Origin of the sequence: Ectopseudomonas composti (genome assembly GCF_900115475.1) — a bacterium.
In the GTDB taxonomy this organism is placed as follows: Bacteria; Pseudomonadota; Gammaproteobacteria; order Pseudomonadales; family Pseudomonadaceae; genus Aquipseudomonas; species Aquipseudomonas composti.
On record NZ_FOWP01000003.1, the window covers coordinates 159,269 to 175,525 of the forward strand.

General features: G+C 62.5%; 15 protein-coding genes. 9 read left to right on the forward strand and 6 right to left on the reverse strand.

Annotated elements, in window-relative coordinates; translation table 11 throughout:
* Position 1 precedes the first annotated feature (1 nt).
* From BM059_RS06960 to BM059_RS06970, 3 genes are all read right to left on the reverse strand, one after another.
* The gene (locus BM059_RS06960; protein WP_037000896.1) at positions 2–691 is read right to left on the reverse strand and encodes a class I SAM-dependent methyltransferase; all 690 of its coding nucleotides are present in this window, start codon (positions 689–691) and stop codon (positions 2–4) included.
* 81 nt (positions 692–772) lie between these two features.
* Positions 773–2,041, reverse strand: coding sequence for a sensor histidine kinase (locus BM059_RS06965; protein WP_074937609.1), 1,269 nt, complete (start codon positions 2,039–2,041; stop codon positions 773–775).
* Positions 2,031–2,714, reverse strand: coding sequence for a response regulator transcription factor (locus BM059_RS06970; protein ID WP_037000898.1), 684 nt, complete (start codon positions 2,712–2,714; stop codon positions 2,031–2,033). Before BM059_RS06970 ends, BM059_RS06965 begins: the two co-directional genes overlap by 11 nt.
* A gap of 103 nt (positions 2,715–2,817) precedes the next feature.
* Here BM059_RS06970 and BM059_RS06975 point away from each other — a divergent pair, with 103 nt between their 5' ends.
* The 5 genes from BM059_RS06975 (at position 2,818) to BM059_RS06995 (ending at position 8,303) form a co-directional block, all read left to right on the forward strand.
* Positions 2,818–4,776: an LTA synthase family protein gene (locus BM059_RS06975; RefSeq protein WP_074937610.1), complete on the forward strand. Its 1,959-nt coding sequence runs from the start codon at positions 2,818–2,820 to the stop codon at positions 4,774–4,776.
* 9 nt (positions 4,777–4,785) lie between these two features.
* Positions 4,786–5,511, forward strand: a complete 726-nt coding sequence (locus BM059_RS06980; RefSeq protein ID WP_074937612.1) for a phosphatase PAP2 family protein — start codon at positions 4,786–4,788, stop codon at positions 5,509–5,511.
* Complete coding sequence (locus tag BM059_RS06985; RefSeq protein ID WP_074937614.1) at positions 5,508–6,188, forward strand: phosphatase domain-containing protein; 681 nt, start codon at positions 5,508–5,510, stop codon at positions 6,186–6,188. Before BM059_RS06980 ends, BM059_RS06985 begins: the two co-directional genes overlap by 4 nt.
* 4 nt (positions 6,189–6,192) lie before the next feature.
* Positions 6,193–6,543 (forward strand): hypothetical protein, encoded by a 351-nt coding sequence (locus BM059_RS06990; protein ID WP_074937616.1) that lies wholly within the window; start codon positions 6,193–6,195, stop codon positions 6,541–6,543.
* 134 nt (positions 6,544–6,677) lie between these two features.
* Complete coding sequence (locus tag BM059_RS06995; RefSeq protein WP_074937618.1) at positions 6,678–8,303, forward strand: methyl-accepting chemotaxis protein; 1,626 nt, start codon at positions 6,678–6,680, stop codon at positions 8,301–8,303.
* A gap of 55 nt (positions 8,304–8,358) precedes the next feature.
* Here BM059_RS06995 and fabB read toward each other — a convergent pair whose 3' ends face one another.
* From fabB to BM059_RS07010, 3 genes are all read right to left on the reverse strand, one after another.
* The gene (fabB, locus tag BM059_RS07000) at positions 8,359–9,579 is read right to left on the reverse strand and encodes a beta-ketoacyl-ACP synthase I (protein ID WP_037000906.1); all 1,221 of its coding nucleotides are present in this window, start codon (positions 9,577–9,579) and stop codon (positions 8,359–8,361) included.
* Between the two features lie 11 nt (positions 9,580–9,590).
* Entirely contained in the window at positions 9,591–10,106 is a 516-nt protein-coding gene (gene fabA, locus BM059_RS07005) for a 3-hydroxyacyl-[acyl-carrier-protein] dehydratase FabA (protein WP_003240795.1), read from the reverse strand.
* A 224-nt stretch (positions 10,107–10,330) separates the two neighbouring features.
* Positions 10,331–12,229 carry a response regulator gene (locus BM059_RS07010; RefSeq protein ID WP_179529518.1) on the reverse strand — a complete coding sequence of 633 codons (1,899 nt, stop codon included), beginning with the start codon at positions 12,227–12,229 and terminating at the stop codon, positions 10,331–10,333.
* A gap of 288 nt (positions 12,230–12,517) precedes the next feature.
* Here BM059_RS07010 and BM059_RS07015 point away from each other — a divergent pair, with 288 nt between their 5' ends.
* From BM059_RS07015 to BM059_RS07030, 4 genes are all read left to right on the forward strand, one after another.
* Positions 12,518–13,540 carry an NAD(P)H-dependent glycerol-3-phosphate dehydrogenase gene (locus tag BM059_RS07015; protein ID WP_074937620.1) on the forward strand — a complete coding sequence of 341 codons (1,023 nt, stop codon included), beginning with the start codon at positions 12,518–12,520 and terminating at the stop codon, positions 13,538–13,540.
* Positions 13,541–13,569: 29 nt separating this feature from the next.
* Positions 13,570–13,917 (forward strand): DUF4389 domain-containing protein, encoded by a 348-nt coding sequence (locus BM059_RS07020; RefSeq protein WP_037000909.1) that lies wholly within the window; start codon positions 13,570–13,572, stop codon positions 13,915–13,917.
* Positions 13,914–14,372: a phosphohistidine phosphatase SixA gene (gene sixA, locus BM059_RS07025; protein ID WP_037000910.1), complete on the forward strand. Its 459-nt coding sequence runs from the start codon at positions 13,914–13,916 to the stop codon at positions 14,370–14,372. The genes BM059_RS07020 and sixA overlap by 4 nt, the downstream gene beginning before the upstream one ends.
* Before the next feature lie 180 nt (positions 14,373–14,552).
* On the forward strand, positions 14,553–16,220 hold the full coding sequence (locus tag BM059_RS07030) for an AMP-binding protein (RefSeq protein WP_074937622.1): 1,668 nt from the start codon (positions 14,553–14,555) through the stop codon (positions 16,218–16,220).
* The last annotated feature ends 37 nt before the right edge of the window (positions 16,221–16,257 follow it).

A 16,257-nucleotide genomic window follows, 5' to 3' on the forward strand; every position in this document is an offset into this window, starting at 1 on the left:
CTCAGACCACCTTGCGCAGAACGTAGGTGCGCCACATGGCGTAGCCGGGCAGGAAGTCCAGGTGGCCGAGAATGCTGAAGCCGGCCTGGTGGAACTCGCGTTCCAGCGTGCTGCGGGCGACGACGAAGCGGTTCTGGTTTTCCGCAGCGCGGCCCTGTGCAGCGCGGCGGGCTTCCAGGCGCTGGCGTTTCCAGGCCTTGTAGTTGCCATCGACCCACAGCGAGACGATCACCGTATCGCGGCTGACGCGATGAAACTCGCGCAGGATCGCCAGGCGGTGTTCGGCCGATTCGATGTGATGCAGCAGGCGGATGCAGAAGATGCAGTCCACCGCGTTGGCGCCCAGGTCGATAGCGAAAGCGGAGGTGCGGAAGCTGTTGACCCGCGCTACCACCTCGGGTGCCTGGGCGGCACGTGCGGTGGCGATCATGTCGGCCGAGTTGTCGGCGGCGAAGATTACCCGGTTCGGTTGTTCGCAGAGCATTGGCCAGAAACGTCCTGCACCGCAGGGCAGGTCGAGCACCAGATTCGGTTCATCGGCCATCTGCAGCGCGCGGCGCGCCACCTGCACGTCGCGCCAGTGCGACAGACGCCGGGAAAGGCCGTCCTGATGCTTGTGCAGGTATTGCTGGGCGTGCTCGAAATCGTACTTGCGGGAAAAATCCAGTTCGATGGGGCTAGGCTTGGGCATGACGAACGTCCCTTGGTGGATACGTTCGTCACCCTAAAGAGCCAGGCATCAAGTTCACGTCAAAGGGATGTGAAAATTTCGTCAAGTGTCGGGGTTCAGTGTCACTCGAAAGCGTGTATGGCCCGGTTCGCTCTGCAGGCTGACCTGCCAGCCCTGTTTGGCGCAGATGCGTTTGACCAGTGACAGCCCCAGGCCAAGCCCCTCGCCGCGTGCCTGCGCGCCGCGCACGAAGGGCTGGAAGATGCGCTCGTGCTGCTCGGCAGGAATGCCGGCGCCGCTGTCCTCGATACGGAAGGCGCCCTGTTCGAGGATCAGTCGCACACTGCCACTTTCGGTGTAGTGCAGGGCATTGCGCAGCAGGTTAGCCATCACCGTGCCGAGAAAGGTGGCGTTGTAACGGCCGTCGTCCTGGCCTTCCTCGGCCAATTGGAAGTCGAGACCCTTTTCCTTCATCAGGGCGCCCCAGCGACTCGCCTGTTCATGGGCGATGGTGGCGAGGGTACGGTCGCCGACGAACACAGCTTCATTACTCTTGTCGCGTGCCAGTTGCAGGAAGGTCTGTACCAGTTCGCGCATTTCCTCGCTGGCGCGGGCGATGCGCGCCACCTGTTCCTTCTCGCGCGGTCCCAGAGGCGCTTCGGCGAGCAATTCGCAGGAGGTGGCGATGACCATCAGTGGTGTGCGCAGTTCGTGGCTGACGTCACTGGTGAACAGCCGCTCGCGTTCCAGGGACTGACGCACCTGGCCCAGTGTGCTGTCGAAGGCCGCGGCCAACTGGCCGATTTCATCGTCGGGATAATCCGGTGCCAATGGCGGCGCCAGTGGGTGCAGCTGATCGCGATGGCGCACCTGCTGGGCCAGGCGGCTGATCGGCGCCATGACCTTGCGCGCCATCATCAAACCCAGGCCCCAGGCGGCGACCACCGTCAGCAGGAAGCCGGCCAGCACCACATTGAACAGCGCATTCTCGCGGGCTTCGAATTCCTGCTGTTCCTGCACCAGCATGTAGGTCTCGCCGTTGATCTTCTGCACGTAGACGTAGAACGCCTCGTTGCCGCTGACCACTTCGTTGAATCCCTCCTGCAAGCCGGTGTACTGCTCAGGAATCAGGTACTGGTCGTGGTAGGAGGAGAAGAACTGCGTACTGCTGTCCAGGCGTGGCGGGCGGCCCTGACGAATGTCCTCGTTGAGCGTTTCGCCCAGCTCGCGGCTCATCTCCTGGGAAACCAGGTGCTCTTCAATGAAGTGCACCACACCGACGATGCTCAGCGAGAACAGGCCGCTGACCATCACCGTCATCAATACGAAGGCGATCAGAATCCGCCGTTCGAAGGGCTGCTTAGACAGCATCGGCGCTCTCCGCCAGGCGATAACCGACACCATGGATGGTGTGCAGCAGGGGGGTGGGGAAAGGCTTGTCGAGCACCTGGCGCAGTTGATGGACGTGGCTGCGCAGGCTGTCGCTGTCCGGGCAGTCGTCACCCCACAGCGATTCTTCCAGCGCCTCGCGCCGCACCACGGCCGGGCTGCGCTGCATGAGGATGGCCAGTAGTTTGAGGCCCAGCGGGTTGAGCTTGAGCGGTTGACCGGCACGGCTGACGTGCAGGGTGTCGAGGTCGTAGCTGAGGTCGGCGACCTGCAGCTGGCGTTTGCGACTGCCGCGGCTGCGACGCAGGATCGCCTCGATGCGCGCCACCAGCTCGGACAGCGCGAACGGCTTGATCAGGTAGTCGTCGGCACCGGCGTTGAGGCCCTGCAGGCGGTCATCCAGGGCATCACGTGCGGTGAGCATGAGGATCGGCACCTCGCTACGGCCATCCTCGCGCAGGCGCTTGCACACCTGATAACCGTCGATGCCGGGCAGCATGATGTCCAGCACGATAAGGTCATAGTGGCCGCTGCTGGCCAGGTGCAGGCCGCTCAGGCCGTCCTGCGCGCAGTCGACTGAAAAGCCCTTGAGCTGCAGGTAGTCGAGCACGTTGGCGAGGATGTCTCGGTTGTCTTCGATGACCAGAATGCGCATCGCGGGGTATTCCTGAGTTTGACGATTTTTTCACACGGCTTTGACGAGAGGCTCACGGCACGCCTCGCACACTGCGGCACGTTCATCCTTCAAGGATCATACGATGCCTCGGCTTCAATACGCGCAACTTCGTTATCTGTCGATCATTCTGCTGGCCTGGCTGGCGGTTTTCTTCCTTACGCGCAGCGTGCTGCTGATCGCACATATGGGCGATGCCGGCGTCACCCTGGCGAACCTGCTTGGTCTGTATGGCGTCGGCCTGGTCTACGACCTCAGCTTCCTGGTCTACGCCGCAGCGCCGCTGGCGCTTTACCTGCTGCTATGTCCTGCCTGGTTATGGCAGCGCCGTTGGCATCAACGTCTGCTGATCGCCCTGATGGCCGTCAGCCTGTTCGCGATGTTCTTCACCGCAGTGGCCGAATGGCTGTTCTGGGACGAGTTTGGCGTGCGTTTCAACTTCATTGCCGTGGACTACCTCGTCTACTCCAAAGAGGTCATCGACAACATCCTCGAGTCCTACCCGATCTATCCGCTGCTGGCGCTGCTCGCAGCCTTGGCCATCGGCTTGACCCTGGCGCTACGCCGGCCACTGCGCGCTGCGCTGCAGGCACCGTGTTTACCACGCCTGCGTGCGGCCTATGCACTGGTCATGCTGGCATTGCTGGTCGGGCTGTGTAGCGGCCTGGTAGGACAGGACGTGCCACGCAGTCTGGGTGGCAATACCTACCAGCGCGAGCTGGCGAGCAATGGCCCGTACCAGTTCTTCGCCGCATTTCGTAACAACGAGCTGGATTATCAGCAGTTCTACGCCACCTTGCCCGATGCCGCGGTGGCCGAGCAGCTGCGCGCCGAAGTGGCCGAGCCCAATGCGCGCTTCATCGGCAGCGACCCGCAGGACATTCGCCGGCTGATCGACAACCCCGGTCAGGCGCGCAAGCTCAACGTGGTGCTGGTCACTATCGAGAGCCTGAGTGCCAAGTACCTGGGCAGCTTCGGCGATACCCGTGGGCTGACCCCGAACCTGGACGAGCTGCGCAAGCACAGCCTGGTGTTCACCAACTTCTACGCCACGGGGACGCGCACCGACCGTGGTCTGGAGGCGCTTACCCTGTCGGTGCCGCCGACACCGGGGCGCTCGATCGTCAAACGCATCGGCCGCGAATCCGGCTATGCCAGCCTCGGCCAGCAGTTGGGCGCGCAGGGTTACGACAGCGTCTTCGTCTATGGCGGTCGTGGCTACTTTGACAACATGAACGCCTTCTTTGGCGGTAACGGCTACCGCATCGTTGATCAGAGCAGCGTCGATGAGGCCGAGATGAGTTTCCAGAACGCCTGGGGCATGGCCGACGAGGACCTCTATCATCAGGCGATGAAGGTGGCCGATGCCGACCATGCGACCGGCAAACCGTTCTTCCTGCAACTGATGACCACCTCCAACCATCGCCCCTACACCTATCCCGAAGGTCGTATCGACATCAAATCGGGCGACGGCCGCGAGGGTGCGGTGAAGTACACCGACTACGCCATCGGCCAGTTCCTCGCCGAGGCGCGTAGCAGGCCCTGGTTCGACAATACGCTGTTCGTCTTCGTCGCCGACCACACTGCTGGCAGCGCCGGACGCGAGGATTTACCGGTGGCCAACTACCAGATTCCGCTGTTCATCTACTCGCCGCGCTACGTCAAACCGGCGGAGTACGCCGACGTGGCCAGCCAGATCGACGTGGCGCCGACGCTGCTCGGTCTGCTCAACCTGGACTACGTCTCCACCTTCTTCGGCCGCAACCTGCTGCGCGCCGACCATGCACCCGGCCGGGCGCTGCTCGGCAACTACCAGCACCTGGGCCTGTTCGACGGACAGAACCTGGCGATTCTCAGTCCGCGTCAGGGCATGCGCCGCCACGACGATGCCCTGGGCCTGAGCCGTGAGTGGCGGGTTGATGGCAGCGATCCGCTGCTGCATCGCGATATCGCGTACTACCAGGGCGCCAGTCATGCCTTTGGCAAGCGGCTGATCGCCTGGCACCCCGATGACCAACCGATCCAGCAGCTCAGCCAGCGCTAAGGAGCGACCATGCCGTCTCGTTATTTCGATTTTCGCCTGGCGTTGGGCATTCCGCTGCTGTTGATGGTGTGCATGCTGGTGATCGATCCCCGCCCAGTGGATTTCGCCCTGGCCAATCTGTTCTACCAGCCTGGCGAAGGCTTCATCGGTCGCCACAGCTTCTGGTTGGAAGACATTCTGCATGACCGCGCCAAGCAGGCGGTGATCGTGCTGGGTGTGCTGGCCATCGCCGGCTTTGTGCTCAGCCTGCTGCCGACGCGCTTGCGCGCATGGCGCCGTCAGCTTGGTTATCTGGTGCTGGCGCTAGGCCTGTCGACCTCGGTGGTCACGCCACTGAAGACGCTGACCGGCATGCACTGCCCCTGGAGCTTGAGCGAATTCGGTGGCCAGGAGCAGTTCACGCCGCTGCTCAGTGAGCGTGCACCCACGGCCAATCCCGGGCGTTGCTGGCCGGGCGGGCATGCCTCGGCCGGATTCTCGCTGCTGGCGCTGTTTTTCGTGCTGCGCGACCGCCGGCCGCGCCTTGCGCGTGCCGCTCTGGTCGTCGCGCTGGGGCTTGGTTCACTGTTTTCCCTGGGACGGATGCTGCAGGGCGCGCATTTTCTTTCGCACAACCTGTGGACGCTGCTGATCGACTGGGTGATCTGCGTGCTGACCTATCGCTGGCTGCTTTACCGCGTCCCAGTGACGCGTCGTTCGTATCAACAGCCCGTCTTGGGAGAAACCTGCCGATGAACCGATTCGTACACAGCCTGCGCCTAGTGCTGGCAGCCCTGATGTTCTTCAGTGCACTGCTGGCACTGCCCTTGAGCATGGCCTGGGGCGCGACGAGCGCGCCAGCCCCCTTGCAGGACGTGCGCCCGGCCAACTGGGCGCAACCCTTGGATACCCGTATCAATCTCTATCGCATGGCGCCCGATCTGTATCGCAGCGCGCTGCCAGCGGCGCAGGACTGGCCGCAACTGCAGGCACTCGGTGTCGCCACGGTGATCAATTTCTACCAGCACGGCGACGATCAATGGCTGGTCGATCCGCGCGTTCAGCAGGTGCATCTGCCGTTGCGCACGGACCGTATCGACGACACCGACGTCATCGAGGTGCTGCGCAGCATCCGCCAGGCGCAGAGTCGTGGCACGGTGTTGATTCACTGCAAGCATGGGCAGAACCGCACCGGGCTGATCGCCGCGCTGTATCGCGTCATCTATCAGGACTGGAGCAAGGAACAGGCCCTGGCGGAAATGCGCGGCGGTGGCTTCGGCGGTGAGGATCGTATGGGCGATGCCGAACGCTACCTGAGTGACGCCAACATTCCAGCGTTGCGTTCGGCCCTGGCCTCTGGCGCCTGCAGCACCAGCCCCTGGGCGATGTGTGCGCTCAAGGATCGCCTGCTGGGTGTGATCGAAGGAGCATGACGCCATGCGCCTCACACGCTTGCTGATCTGCGTGCTTGCACTACTGAACCTGTTCGGTTGCCAAAGCCTGCGCGAACAGATGCTGGCGGCCAATTATCCGCCGGCCTTCGTCGACGGTTTCGAGGCCGGCTGCGGCAGTGGGCGTTCGGCAGTCGGACCGCTGGGTCAATTCGACAAGGACGTACCACGTTATATGGCCGAGCCACTCTACACGCAGGGTTGGGATGACGGGTTTCGCCAGTGTGAGGACGTGCAGCGCATCGATGACTGGCAGGCGCGACGGGAGGAGCGGTGGCGCGATGATGAATGGCGCCAGCATGTCGACCAGGCGATAGCCAAAGCGCTGCGGCGCTAGATTTTTCGCTTATCCTTATAAAGTGCGCGGAAATAGCGCCGATAGCACGATGGGATCGGCGCAATCTCACCCGATTCCTAGCCAGGTATGGCCAGGGATGACTCGATTTCTGCGCGCAAAAGGAGTTTCACGACATGTCGCTGCGTAATCTTTCAATCGCTCCACGGGCTGCTTTGGGGTTCGGCCTGGTGGCTTTGCTGGTGTTGCTGCTCGGTTCATTTTCACTGTTCCAGATGACCGAGATGCGCAAGCAGTCGGAGGCTGTCGATCAGGATTGGCTGCCAAGCGTGATGGCACTGGGCGAGGTCAGCCAGGACATACTGCGCCTGCGTGCCGTGACGCTACGGCTGATGCTCAACCGCGAGCCGGAGGAACTACAGCGCAATCTTCGCTTGGCAGATGATCTGCGTAATGCGCTCAGTACGGCCGATTCATCCTACGAAAAGCTGATTTCCAGCAGCGATGAGCGAGGCCTTTATGAAGGCTTTCGCCGCGCCGAAGCGGCCTACTTGCAGGAGCAGGGCAAGATCGTCGCCTTCGTCCGCCAGGGCAATTTCGACGATGCCATTGTCGTGTCTCGTGGCACGCTCAATCAGCATGCCGATGAAATGACCCGTGCGTTACGCGATCTGTCCGAGCTTAACCGCCAGGGCGCTACCGAGGCGGCTCGCGAAGCCGGACAGGTGTTCGATTCGGCGCGTATCTGGGTGGTGGTGATGATGGTGTTGGCGGCTCTGGCCACCGTGGTTTTGGCGCTGTTGCTGACCCGCAGCATCGTCGCGCCGCTGGCGGAGGCGGTGCGTCTGGCCGAGGTAGTGGCGTCGGGTGATCTGACCCAGAACATCCTCGCCGAGGGGCGTGACGAGCCAGCACAGCTGCTCAATGCGCTTAAAAGCATGCAGCAGAGTCTGCGTACCACCATTCAGAGCATTTCCGATTCGTCCAACCAGCTGGCGTCGGCCTCCGAAGAGCTGCACGCGGTGACCGAGGATTCGACTCGTGGTCTGCATCAGCAAAACACCGAGATCGAGCAGGCCGCCACCGCGGTGAACGAGATGACAGCGGCGGTCGAGGAGGTGGCGCGTAACGCGGTGAGTACCTCCGAAGCCTCGCGCGAATCGAACGTCACCGCGCAGCAGGGCCGTGAGCAGGTGCGCCAGACCGTCGACTCTATCGGCCAGTTGGCTGCCGACGTCACCAGCACTTCGGGCGAGGTGGAGCAATTGGCCGAGCGCGTGCACGAGATCAGCAAGGTGCTCGACGTGATTCGCTCCATCGCCGAGCAGACCAACCTGCTGGCGCTCAATGCCGCCATCGAGGCCGCCCGTGCCGGCGACGCAGGTCGTGGTTTCGCGGTGGTGGCCGACGAGGTAAGAGCGTTGGCGCATCGTACTCAGCAGTCGACTCAGGAAATCGAGCAGATGATCGGCGGTATCCAGAGTGGTACTGATCGCGCCGTCAGCGCCATGCAAAACAGCAATGGCCGTGCCCGCTCCACGCTGGAGGTGGCCCAGGCCGCCGGTGTTGCGCTGGAGCAGATTACCCAGGCGATTTCCTCGATCAACGAGCGCAACCTGGTGATTGCCAGTGCGTCGGAGGAGCAGGCGCAGGTGGCCCGCGAGGTGGATCGCAACCTGGTCAACATTCGCGACCTGTCGATGCAGACCTCGGCAGGGGCCAATCAGACCAGTGCGGCGAGCCAGGAGCTGTCGCGCCTGGCGGTTGATCTCAACAACCTGGTGGCGCGCTTCAAGGTTTGAGGCAGGGCACAAAAGAAAACGGCGCCCGAAGGCGCCGTTTTCATGACCGCAGCGGTTACTTGCCGGCCCAGCGCTTGAGCACCAGGGTGGCGTTGGTGCCGCCGAAGCCGAAGCTGTTGCTCATCACGGTGTCGAGCTTGGCGTTCTCGACAGTGGTGAGCTGGATCGGCATGTCGGCCACTTCCGGGTCGAGCTCGTCGATGTTGGCCGACGCGGCGATGAAGTTGCCCTCCATCATCAGCATGCAGTAGATCGCTTCCTGCACGCCGGCAGCGCCGAGGCTGTGGCCGGACAGGCTCTTGGTCGAGCTGATCGCCGGAGCCTTGTCACCGAATACGGCACGCACGCCTTTGATTTCCGCGACGTCACCAACCGGCGTAGAGGTGCCGTGGGTGTTCAGGTAGTCGATCGGAGCGTCAACGGTTGCCAGCGCTTGCTGCATGCAGCGAATCGCGCCTTCACCGCTCGGGGCGACCATGTCGTAACCGTCGCTCGTTGCGCCGTAACCGACGATTTCCGCATAGATCTTGGCGCCGCGTGCAAGAGCGTGTTCCAGCTCCTCGACCACGACCATGCCGCCGCCACCGGCGATGACGAAACCGTCACGCTTGGCGTCGTAGGCGCGGGAGGCTTTCTCCGGCGTCTCGTTGTACTGGGTGGAGAGGGCGCCCATGGCGTCGAACAGGCAGCTCTGGCTCCAGTGTTCTTCTTCGCCGCCGCCGGCGAAGACCACATCCTGTTTACCCAGCTGGATCTGCTCCATGGCCTGGCCGATGCAATGCGCACTGGTGGCGCAGGCCGAGGAGATGGAGAAGTTGACGCCCTTGATCTTGAACGGTGTGGCCAGGCACGCCGATACGGTGCTGCCCATGGTGCGGGTCACGCGGTATGGGCCGATACGCTTGACGCCTTTCTCGCGCAGGGTATCGATGGCTTCCATCTGGTTGACGGTGGAAGCACCACCGGAACCGGCAATCAGACCGGTACGCGGGTTGGAAATCTGCTCTTCGCTGAGGCCGGAATCCTTGATCGCCTGTTCCATCGACAGATAGGCGTAGGCCGCAGCGTCGCCCATGAAGCGGAACAGCTTGCGGTCGATCAGTTCTTCCAGGTTCAGGTTGACCGAGCCGGACACCTGGCTACGCAGGCCCATTTCGGCGTAGGACGGATTGAAGCGGATGCCGGACTTGCCTGCACGCAGGCTGGCAGCTACGGCTTCTTTATCAGTACCCAGGCAGGAAACGATGCCCAGACCGGTGATCACTACACGACGCATGTGCAAGTCCTTCAAAAACTGTCGGTGGAGGTGAACAGGCCGACGCGCAGGCCTTCGGCGCTGTAGATCTCGCGCCCGTCGACGGCCACGGTGCCATCGGCGATGCCGAGGATCAACGAGCGGCTGATGGTGCGCTTGATGTGAATGTTGTAGGTGACCTTCTTGGCGGTCGGCAGCACCTGACCGAAGAATTTCACTTCGCCACTACCCAGGGCGCGGCCGCGGCCCGGGTTGCCTTGCCAGCCAAGGTAGAAGCCGACCAGCTGCCACATGGCGTCGAGACCGAGGCAGCCTGGCATTACCGGGTCACCCTCGAAGTGGCAGCCGAAGAACCACAGGTCCGGATTGATATCGAGCTCAGCGACGATTTCGCCCTTGCCGTACTTGCCGCCGGTTTCGCTGATGTGAGCGATACGATCGATCATCAGCATGTTTGGGGCGGGCAGTTGCGCGTTCCCCGGGCCGAACAGTTCGCCGCGGCTGCAGGCGAGCAGATCTTCCCGGGTGTAGGCGTTTTGTCTTGTCATGCGAGCTCCTCAATTGTCCCCACGCTTCTAAGGCTGGGCGAATCGTCCTGGCCGGCCATACCTGGTAGGCGTCTGCCGGCAGCCTAGTCATAGACTGTTGCGTTGTGGTGAAAGTCACAGCGCAGTGAGTACAGTTGTACTCTGCTGGTTCTGCATTGTCACATTAGGGAGCAGACCCTCGCAGTTTCCCTTTGTAACTCTGGCTTGTCACGGTAGCTACTCGCCTATGGTCGGGCTGGCAGCCAGCGCAGCAGAATGCGTTGCAAATCTGCTCGTTTGAACGGTTTTGCCAGGTAATCGTTCATTCCTGCTTCCAGGCAGGCTTCGCGGTCCCCCTGCAGGGCATTGGCTGTCAGGGCGATGATCGGCACCTGCTGCCCTGTTTCTAGCTGACGGATCTGTCGCGTGGCTTCGTAACCGTCCATCAAAGGCAGGCGGCAGTCCATCAGGATCGCGGCGTAGCCGTGCTGAGCGTAATGATGCACGGCCTGCTGGCCATCGCCGACCAAACTGACCTGATAGCCCAGGCTGCGTAGCATGGCTTCGATCACCGTCTGGTTGACCGGGTTGTCCTCCACCAGCAGCACTGCTTGGCCGTCGCCGCTGCCGAGCGTCTGATTGTCATTGCTCTGCGATTGCTCGCTGCAGGCCAGGAAGGGCAGCGGTATTTCCAGGGTGAACACCGAGCCCGCGCCCAACTGGCTCTCCGCACGCAGGGTGCCGCCCATGCGCTCGGCCAGGGTCCGAGCGATCGGCAGGCCAAGCCCTGTGCCGCCGTAGCGCCGAGAGATCGAGGTGTCGGCCTGCTGGAAGGCGTCGAACATATGCTCCAGGCGCTCGGCATCGACGCCGATACCGCTGTCATGCACTGCGCAGGTGAACCACAGCACCTGATCGTCCAGCTTCTGCCAGCGGGTCTCCACGCGAATCTGGCCCTCTTCGGTGAACTTCAGGGCGTTGCCGACCAGATTGACCAGGATCTGCCGGATGCGTGTGGGATCGCCGCGCACCTCCAACTGCTCCAGCCCTGGCTGGGTTTCCAGCAGCAGCTGCAGGCCGCGCTGATGGGCGCTGTGCTGGAACACCTGTACCGAGCCCTGCAGCAGCTCCAGCAGGCTGAAGGGAATGGCCTCGAGTTCCAGCGCGCCGCGTTCGATGCGCGAGAAATCGAGGATGTCGTTGATCACCTTGAGCAGGTGTTCGGTGGATTCGGTGGCCAGGGCGGCGTATTCGGTCTGTTCGTCATTCAGGCTGGTGGTTTCCAGCAGTTGCAGCATGCCCAGAACGCCATTCATCGGAGTGCGCAATTCGTGGCTCATCATCGCCAGGAAGTCAGACTTCGCACGGTTGGCTTGCTCGGACTCCTCGCGGGCCTGAATCAGCTCGGCAATCGCCTGCTGCTGCTCCTTGCCGCTTTGCTCGAGCGCGCGCGCCAGGTTGTTGATGTGTCGGGCCAGGTCCGTCAGTTCGTCGTTGCCGCGCTCGACCAGGGACGGACGGTAGTCGCCACTCTGAATGCGCTCCAGGGCCTGGCCCATGGCGCTGAGCGGTTGTGCCAGACGCCTGGCCAGGCGACGAGCGAGCAGGAAGGTCAGCAGCAGGGCGAACAATGAAAGAACGCCGGCCTTGAGCAGAATTTCCTGCTGGCGGGTGTTGAAGGTGTCGTTGGATATGCCTACCACGACCCGGCCCAGGTAACCGTCGCCGAGCGCCTTGCCAAGCGGTGGCAATGTCTGTGCGAGGGGGGGCGGCCCCTGCAGGCGAATAGGCGCTTGGAATACCTCGACCTGCGGGGTGCTATGGCCTTGCTCCTTGGGGCGCTCGACGTAGACCAGGATGTTGTCGTCGCGGTCGCGAACTTCGGCAAAACGCACGTCGGGAGTGCTGAGGGTGGCGCGCAGCAGGGTTTCCAGCGTGTTCAGATTGCCATTGAGCACGCCGTACTCGGTGGCCGGTGCGAGTTGATTGGCGATCAACTGGCCGGTATGGCCCTGCTCCTGACGCAGATCCTGCAGGCGCGTGAAGGTCAGAAATCCAGTCAGCAACAACGTCAGCAATAACGCCGGGCCGACACTGATCAGCTGGGTACGGGTGTGGATGTTCCAGCCGCGGCGCAGGCCGATGGCCGTACCGTCCTTGGCTGGTTGTGGCTCTGCTGCCTGCTGACGAGCGGAGCAGGGCGGAGGCAAGGGGCTGCCTGTGGGCACGAATCGTCCTTGGCAATTAACGTCGATCCGGCATGTTAACCGACCCGCCGCGCTTTGCCAGTCTCAGGCGCACGCACTCTGCGGTAATTCTCGTTTGGCACCTTCGATGGGCGGTCAGTACTGAACTTTTGCCCTGGCCGGGTACTCTCGGCTCCGTATAATGCCCGCAGACCGCCATCACGGATGGCCTCATTCGGAAGACCTATGACACAGCTCCAACCCATTGCCGTACTCGGCGGCGGCAGCTTCGGCACCGCCCTGGCCAATCTGCTGGCGGAGAACGGCCAGCGCGTTATGCAGTGGATGCGTGACCCCGAGCAGGCCGAACAGATGCGCCAGAGCGGGGAAAACCCGCGCTACCTGAAGGGCGTCAAACTGCATTGCGGTATCGAGCCGACCAGCGACCTGAGCGGTGTGCTACAGCAGGCCGAGCTGGTGCTGGTCGCGTTGCCTTCCAGTGCCCTGCGCGATGCGCTGCAACCGGTTGCGCCGCTGCTGGCGGGCAAGATGCTGATCAGCACGACCAAGGGCATCGAGGCCAAGACTTTCAAACTGATGAGTCAGATTCTCGAAGAGATCGCACCTGACGCGCGCATCGGCGTGCTGTCCGGGCCGAACCTGGCCAAGGAAGTGGCCGATCACGCGCTGACTGCGACGGTGATCGCCAGTGAAGACGAAGAGCTGTGTCTGCGTGTGCAACAAGCCCTGCACGGCCGCACGTTCCGCGTCTACGCCAGTGCCGATCGTTTCGGCGTCGAGCTCGGTGGGGCGCTGAAGAACGTCTACGCCATCATGTCTGGCATGGCGGCGGCGCTGGGTATGGGCGAAAACACCAAGAGCATGCTGATTACCCGCGCCCTGGCGGAGATGACCCGTTTCGCGGTCAAGCTTGGCGCCAACCCGATGACCTTTCTCGGCCTGGCAGGCGTCGGCGACCTGATCGTCACCTGTTCGTCACCGAAGAGTCGCAACTATCAGGTTGGCTTTGCCCTGGGCGAGGGCCTCAGTCTGGAGGAGGCTGTGCAGCGCCTTGGCGAAGTCGCCGAAGGGGTCAATACGCTTAAGGTACTCAAGGCTCGTGCCGAAGAACTGGACGTGTACATGCCGCTGGTCGCAGGTCTGCATGCCATTCTTTTCGAGGGGCGTACGCTGGCTCAGGTCATCGAACTGCTGATGCTCGGCGAGCCCAAGACCGATGTCGATTTCATCCCCACTGCGGGCTTCTGAGCCCGGCAGCCAATCAAGGAGCGTGAGTCATGAGTGATGAAAAACAGGAACTGGAGCGTGAGTCGATTCTGCTGCGCATTCTGTGGATGGTGATTTTCGTCATCGTCTGGCAACTGGCTGAGGTGGTGCTCGGTGCAGTGGTGTTGCTGCAACTAGGCTATCGCCTGTTCTACGGGGCACCCAATGCCGGGCTGATGGGCTTCGGCGACAGCCTGAGTCAGTACCTGGCGCAGATCGGCCGTTTCGGCACCTTCAATACCGATGAAAAACCCTGGCCGTTTGCCGATTGGCCGACGCCACGTGCGCCGGAAGGCGAAGTCGCACACAGCATTCCGCCAGCGCCGCACCCCGTGCGCGACGAAGAGCCCAAGCTGTGAGGCTATGGTTGCTGCGTCATGGTGAGGCCGAGCCGCAGGCTGCCAGCGATGCGGCCCGCGAGCTGACGGCCCATGGTCGCCAGGAGGTGCAGCAGGCAGCGGCTCAGCTCGCCGGTCGGCCATTGACCGCCATTGTTGCCAGCCCCTATGTACGTGCTCAGCAAACGGCCGAGTTGGTGCGCAGCGAACTGGGCTTCGCCGGCAAAGTCGTCACGGTGCCCTGGTTGACTCCGGACAGTGACCCGCGTGATGCGCTGAAGTATCTCGATGAGCGCGAAAGCGCCGAAGTGCTGCTGGTCAGCCACCAGCCGCTGATCGGTGCGCTGGGTGGGCTGCTGGTGCACGGTCATCGTCAGGAGTCGCTGCCCATGCGCACTGCCAGCCTGGCAGAGCTGGAAGGCGATATTCCGGCTGCAGGGCTGATGGAACTGCTGGCGCTGATCCACCCCCGTTGACCTTTGCCCTGTGGCTCCGCTTGCGGCGCTGCAGTCGCGTGATGCCCGTTTTATCGCCCCTGAAGGCAAATATTCCAGGCGAGAAACATTTCTTAACTTGCACCTCCTTTGTCTGCGTGGAATATTCAACCAAGCAAGTGCTTGGTTGATTCCTACAAAAACAACAAAGGAGGAAGCCCTGTGGCTGATGTAATCCGTTTGCCGCTCGAGCTGTTCTACGAACGTGAAGCAAGGCACCCGAACAAACGCTACATGGTGCAACCATTGGGGGGCGGCCAGCTGCTGGAGCTGAGCTGGGCCGATGTCGGCGAACAGGCTCGCCGTGCAGCCAATTGGCTGCGAAACCGCGAGCTGCCGCCGGGCAGCCGTATCGCCATCATCTCCAAGAACTGTGCGCACTGGATCGTGACCGATCTGGCCATCTGGATGGCCGGTCATGTCTCGGTCCCGCTCTATCCCAATCTCACTGCCGACTCCATACATCAGGTACTGGAGCATTCCGAAGCGGCTCTGGCCTTCGTCGGCAAGCTCGACGACTGGGCTTCGATGGCTCCGGGCCTGCCGCCGGGCCTGCCGACTGTCAGCCTGCCACTGCATCCACATGGCGACTTCGATTACCGCTGGGATGACCTGCAGCGCAGTGCGCCGATTCAGGATGACCCCAAGCCTGCAGCCAACCAGCTGGCGACCATCATCTATACCTCTGGCACTACCGGCACACCCAAAGGCGTGATGCACAACTTCTCCAACTTCGGCTTCGCCGCCAGCAACGCCATCAAGCTGTTCGGCGTGGGCGAGGATGATCGACTGATCTCCTACCTGCCGCTGTGTCACGTGGCCGAGCGCATGTTCGTCGAGCTGGCGTCGCTCTATGCGGGACAGACGATCTTCTTCGCCGAAAGCCTGGATACCTTCCTCGAAGACCTCAAGCGCGCGCGGCCAACCGTGATGTTCGGCGTGCCGCGCATCTGGACCAAGTTCCAGATGGGCGTGTACAGCAAGATGCCAGCGCAGAAACTCGAGCGCCTGCTGCGGCTGCCGATCATCGGCCGCTTCATTGGGCGCAAGGTGCTGGCCGGTCTGGGTCTGGACGCAATTCGCTATGCGCTGTCCGGCGCCGCGCCGGTGCCCGAGGCGCTGCTCAACTGGTATCGCCGTCTGGGCATGGAGATCCAGGAGGTCTACGGCATGACCGAGAACTGCGGTTATTCCCACGTCTGCCTGCCCGGCAAGTTCAAACAAGGCTGGATCGGCCAGAACAATCCGGGCGTCGAGGTGCGCATCGCCGAGGATGGCGAAGTCCAGGTGCGTAGTGGCGCGACCATGCAGGGCTACTACAAGGACCCAATCAAGACGGCCGAGACGCTGACCGACGATGGCTTCCTGCGTACCGGCGACAAAGGCGAGCAGGATGCCGAAGGTAATCTGCGCCTCACCGGGCGTATCAAGGAAATCTTCAAGACCAGCAAGGGCAAGTACGTGGCACCTGCGCCGATCGAGAACCGCATCGGCGAACACTCACGTATCGAGCAGGTCTGCGTGGTGGGCGATGGTCTGCCGCAGCCGATTGCCCTGTGCGTGCTCTCGGACGCGGGGCGTCAGGAGGCAGCCAACGACAGCCGCGAGGAACTGGAGAGTAGCCTCAAAGCGTTGCTCGCCGAGGTCAACGGTCGTCTCGATCATCATGAGCGGCTGCAAGGCCTGGTGCTGGTCAAGGAGGTCTGGGCGGTGGAGAACGGTTTCCTCACCCCGACGCTGAAGATCAAGCGCGCGGTGATCGAGGGCACTTACGGCGAGCGTTTCGCCGAATGGCAGCAGCGCAGCGAAGCCGTGCTCTGGCACGATTGAGCCTGAGCGGGCCGGCTTGACCGGCCCTGTTTTCAAC

Excerpts from the sequence above, each read along its gene's own strand:
- BM059_RS06960 (WP_037000896.1), bottom strand. The coding sequence starts at position 691 with ATGCCCAAGCCTAGCCCCATCGAACTGGATTTTTCCCGCAAGTACGAT.
- BM059_RS06965 (WP_074937609.1), bottom strand. The coding sequence starts at position 2,041 with ATGCTGTCTAAGCAGCCCTTCGAACGGCGGATTCTGATCGCCTTCGTA.
- BM059_RS06970 (WP_037000898.1), bottom strand. The coding sequence starts at position 2,714 with ATGCGCATTCTGGTCATCGAAGACAACCGAGACATCCTCGCCAACGTG.
- BM059_RS06975 (WP_074937610.1), top strand. The coding sequence starts at position 2,818 with ATGCCTCGGCTTCAATACGCGCAACTTCGTTATCTGTCGATCATTCTG.
- BM059_RS06980 (WP_074937612.1), top strand. The coding sequence starts at position 4,786 with ATGCCGTCTCGTTATTTCGATTTTCGCCTGGCGTTGGGCATTCCGCTG.
- BM059_RS06985 (WP_074937614.1), top strand. The coding sequence starts at position 5,508 with ATGAACCGATTCGTACACAGCCTGCGCCTAGTGCTGGCAGCCCTGATG.
- BM059_RS06990 (WP_074937616.1), top strand. The coding sequence starts at position 6,193 with ATGCGCCTCACACGCTTGCTGATCTGCGTGCTTGCACTACTGAACCTG.
- BM059_RS06995 (WP_074937618.1), top strand. The coding sequence starts at position 6,678 with ATGTCGCTGCGTAATCTTTCAATCGCTCCACGGGCTGCTTTGGGGTTC.
- fabB (WP_037000906.1), bottom strand. The coding sequence starts at position 9,579 with ATGCGTCGTGTAGTGATCACCGGTCTGGGCATCGTTTCCTGCCTGGGT.
- fabA (WP_003240795.1), bottom strand. The coding sequence starts at position 10,106 with ATGACAAGACAAAACGCCTACACCCGGGAAGATCTGCTCGCCTGCAGC.
- BM059_RS07015 (WP_074937620.1), top strand. The coding sequence starts at position 12,518 with ATGACACAGCTCCAACCCATTGCCGTACTCGGCGGCGGCAGCTTCGGC.
- BM059_RS07020 (WP_037000909.1), top strand. The coding sequence starts at position 13,570 with ATGAGTGATGAAAAACAGGAACTGGAGCGTGAGTCGATTCTGCTGCGC.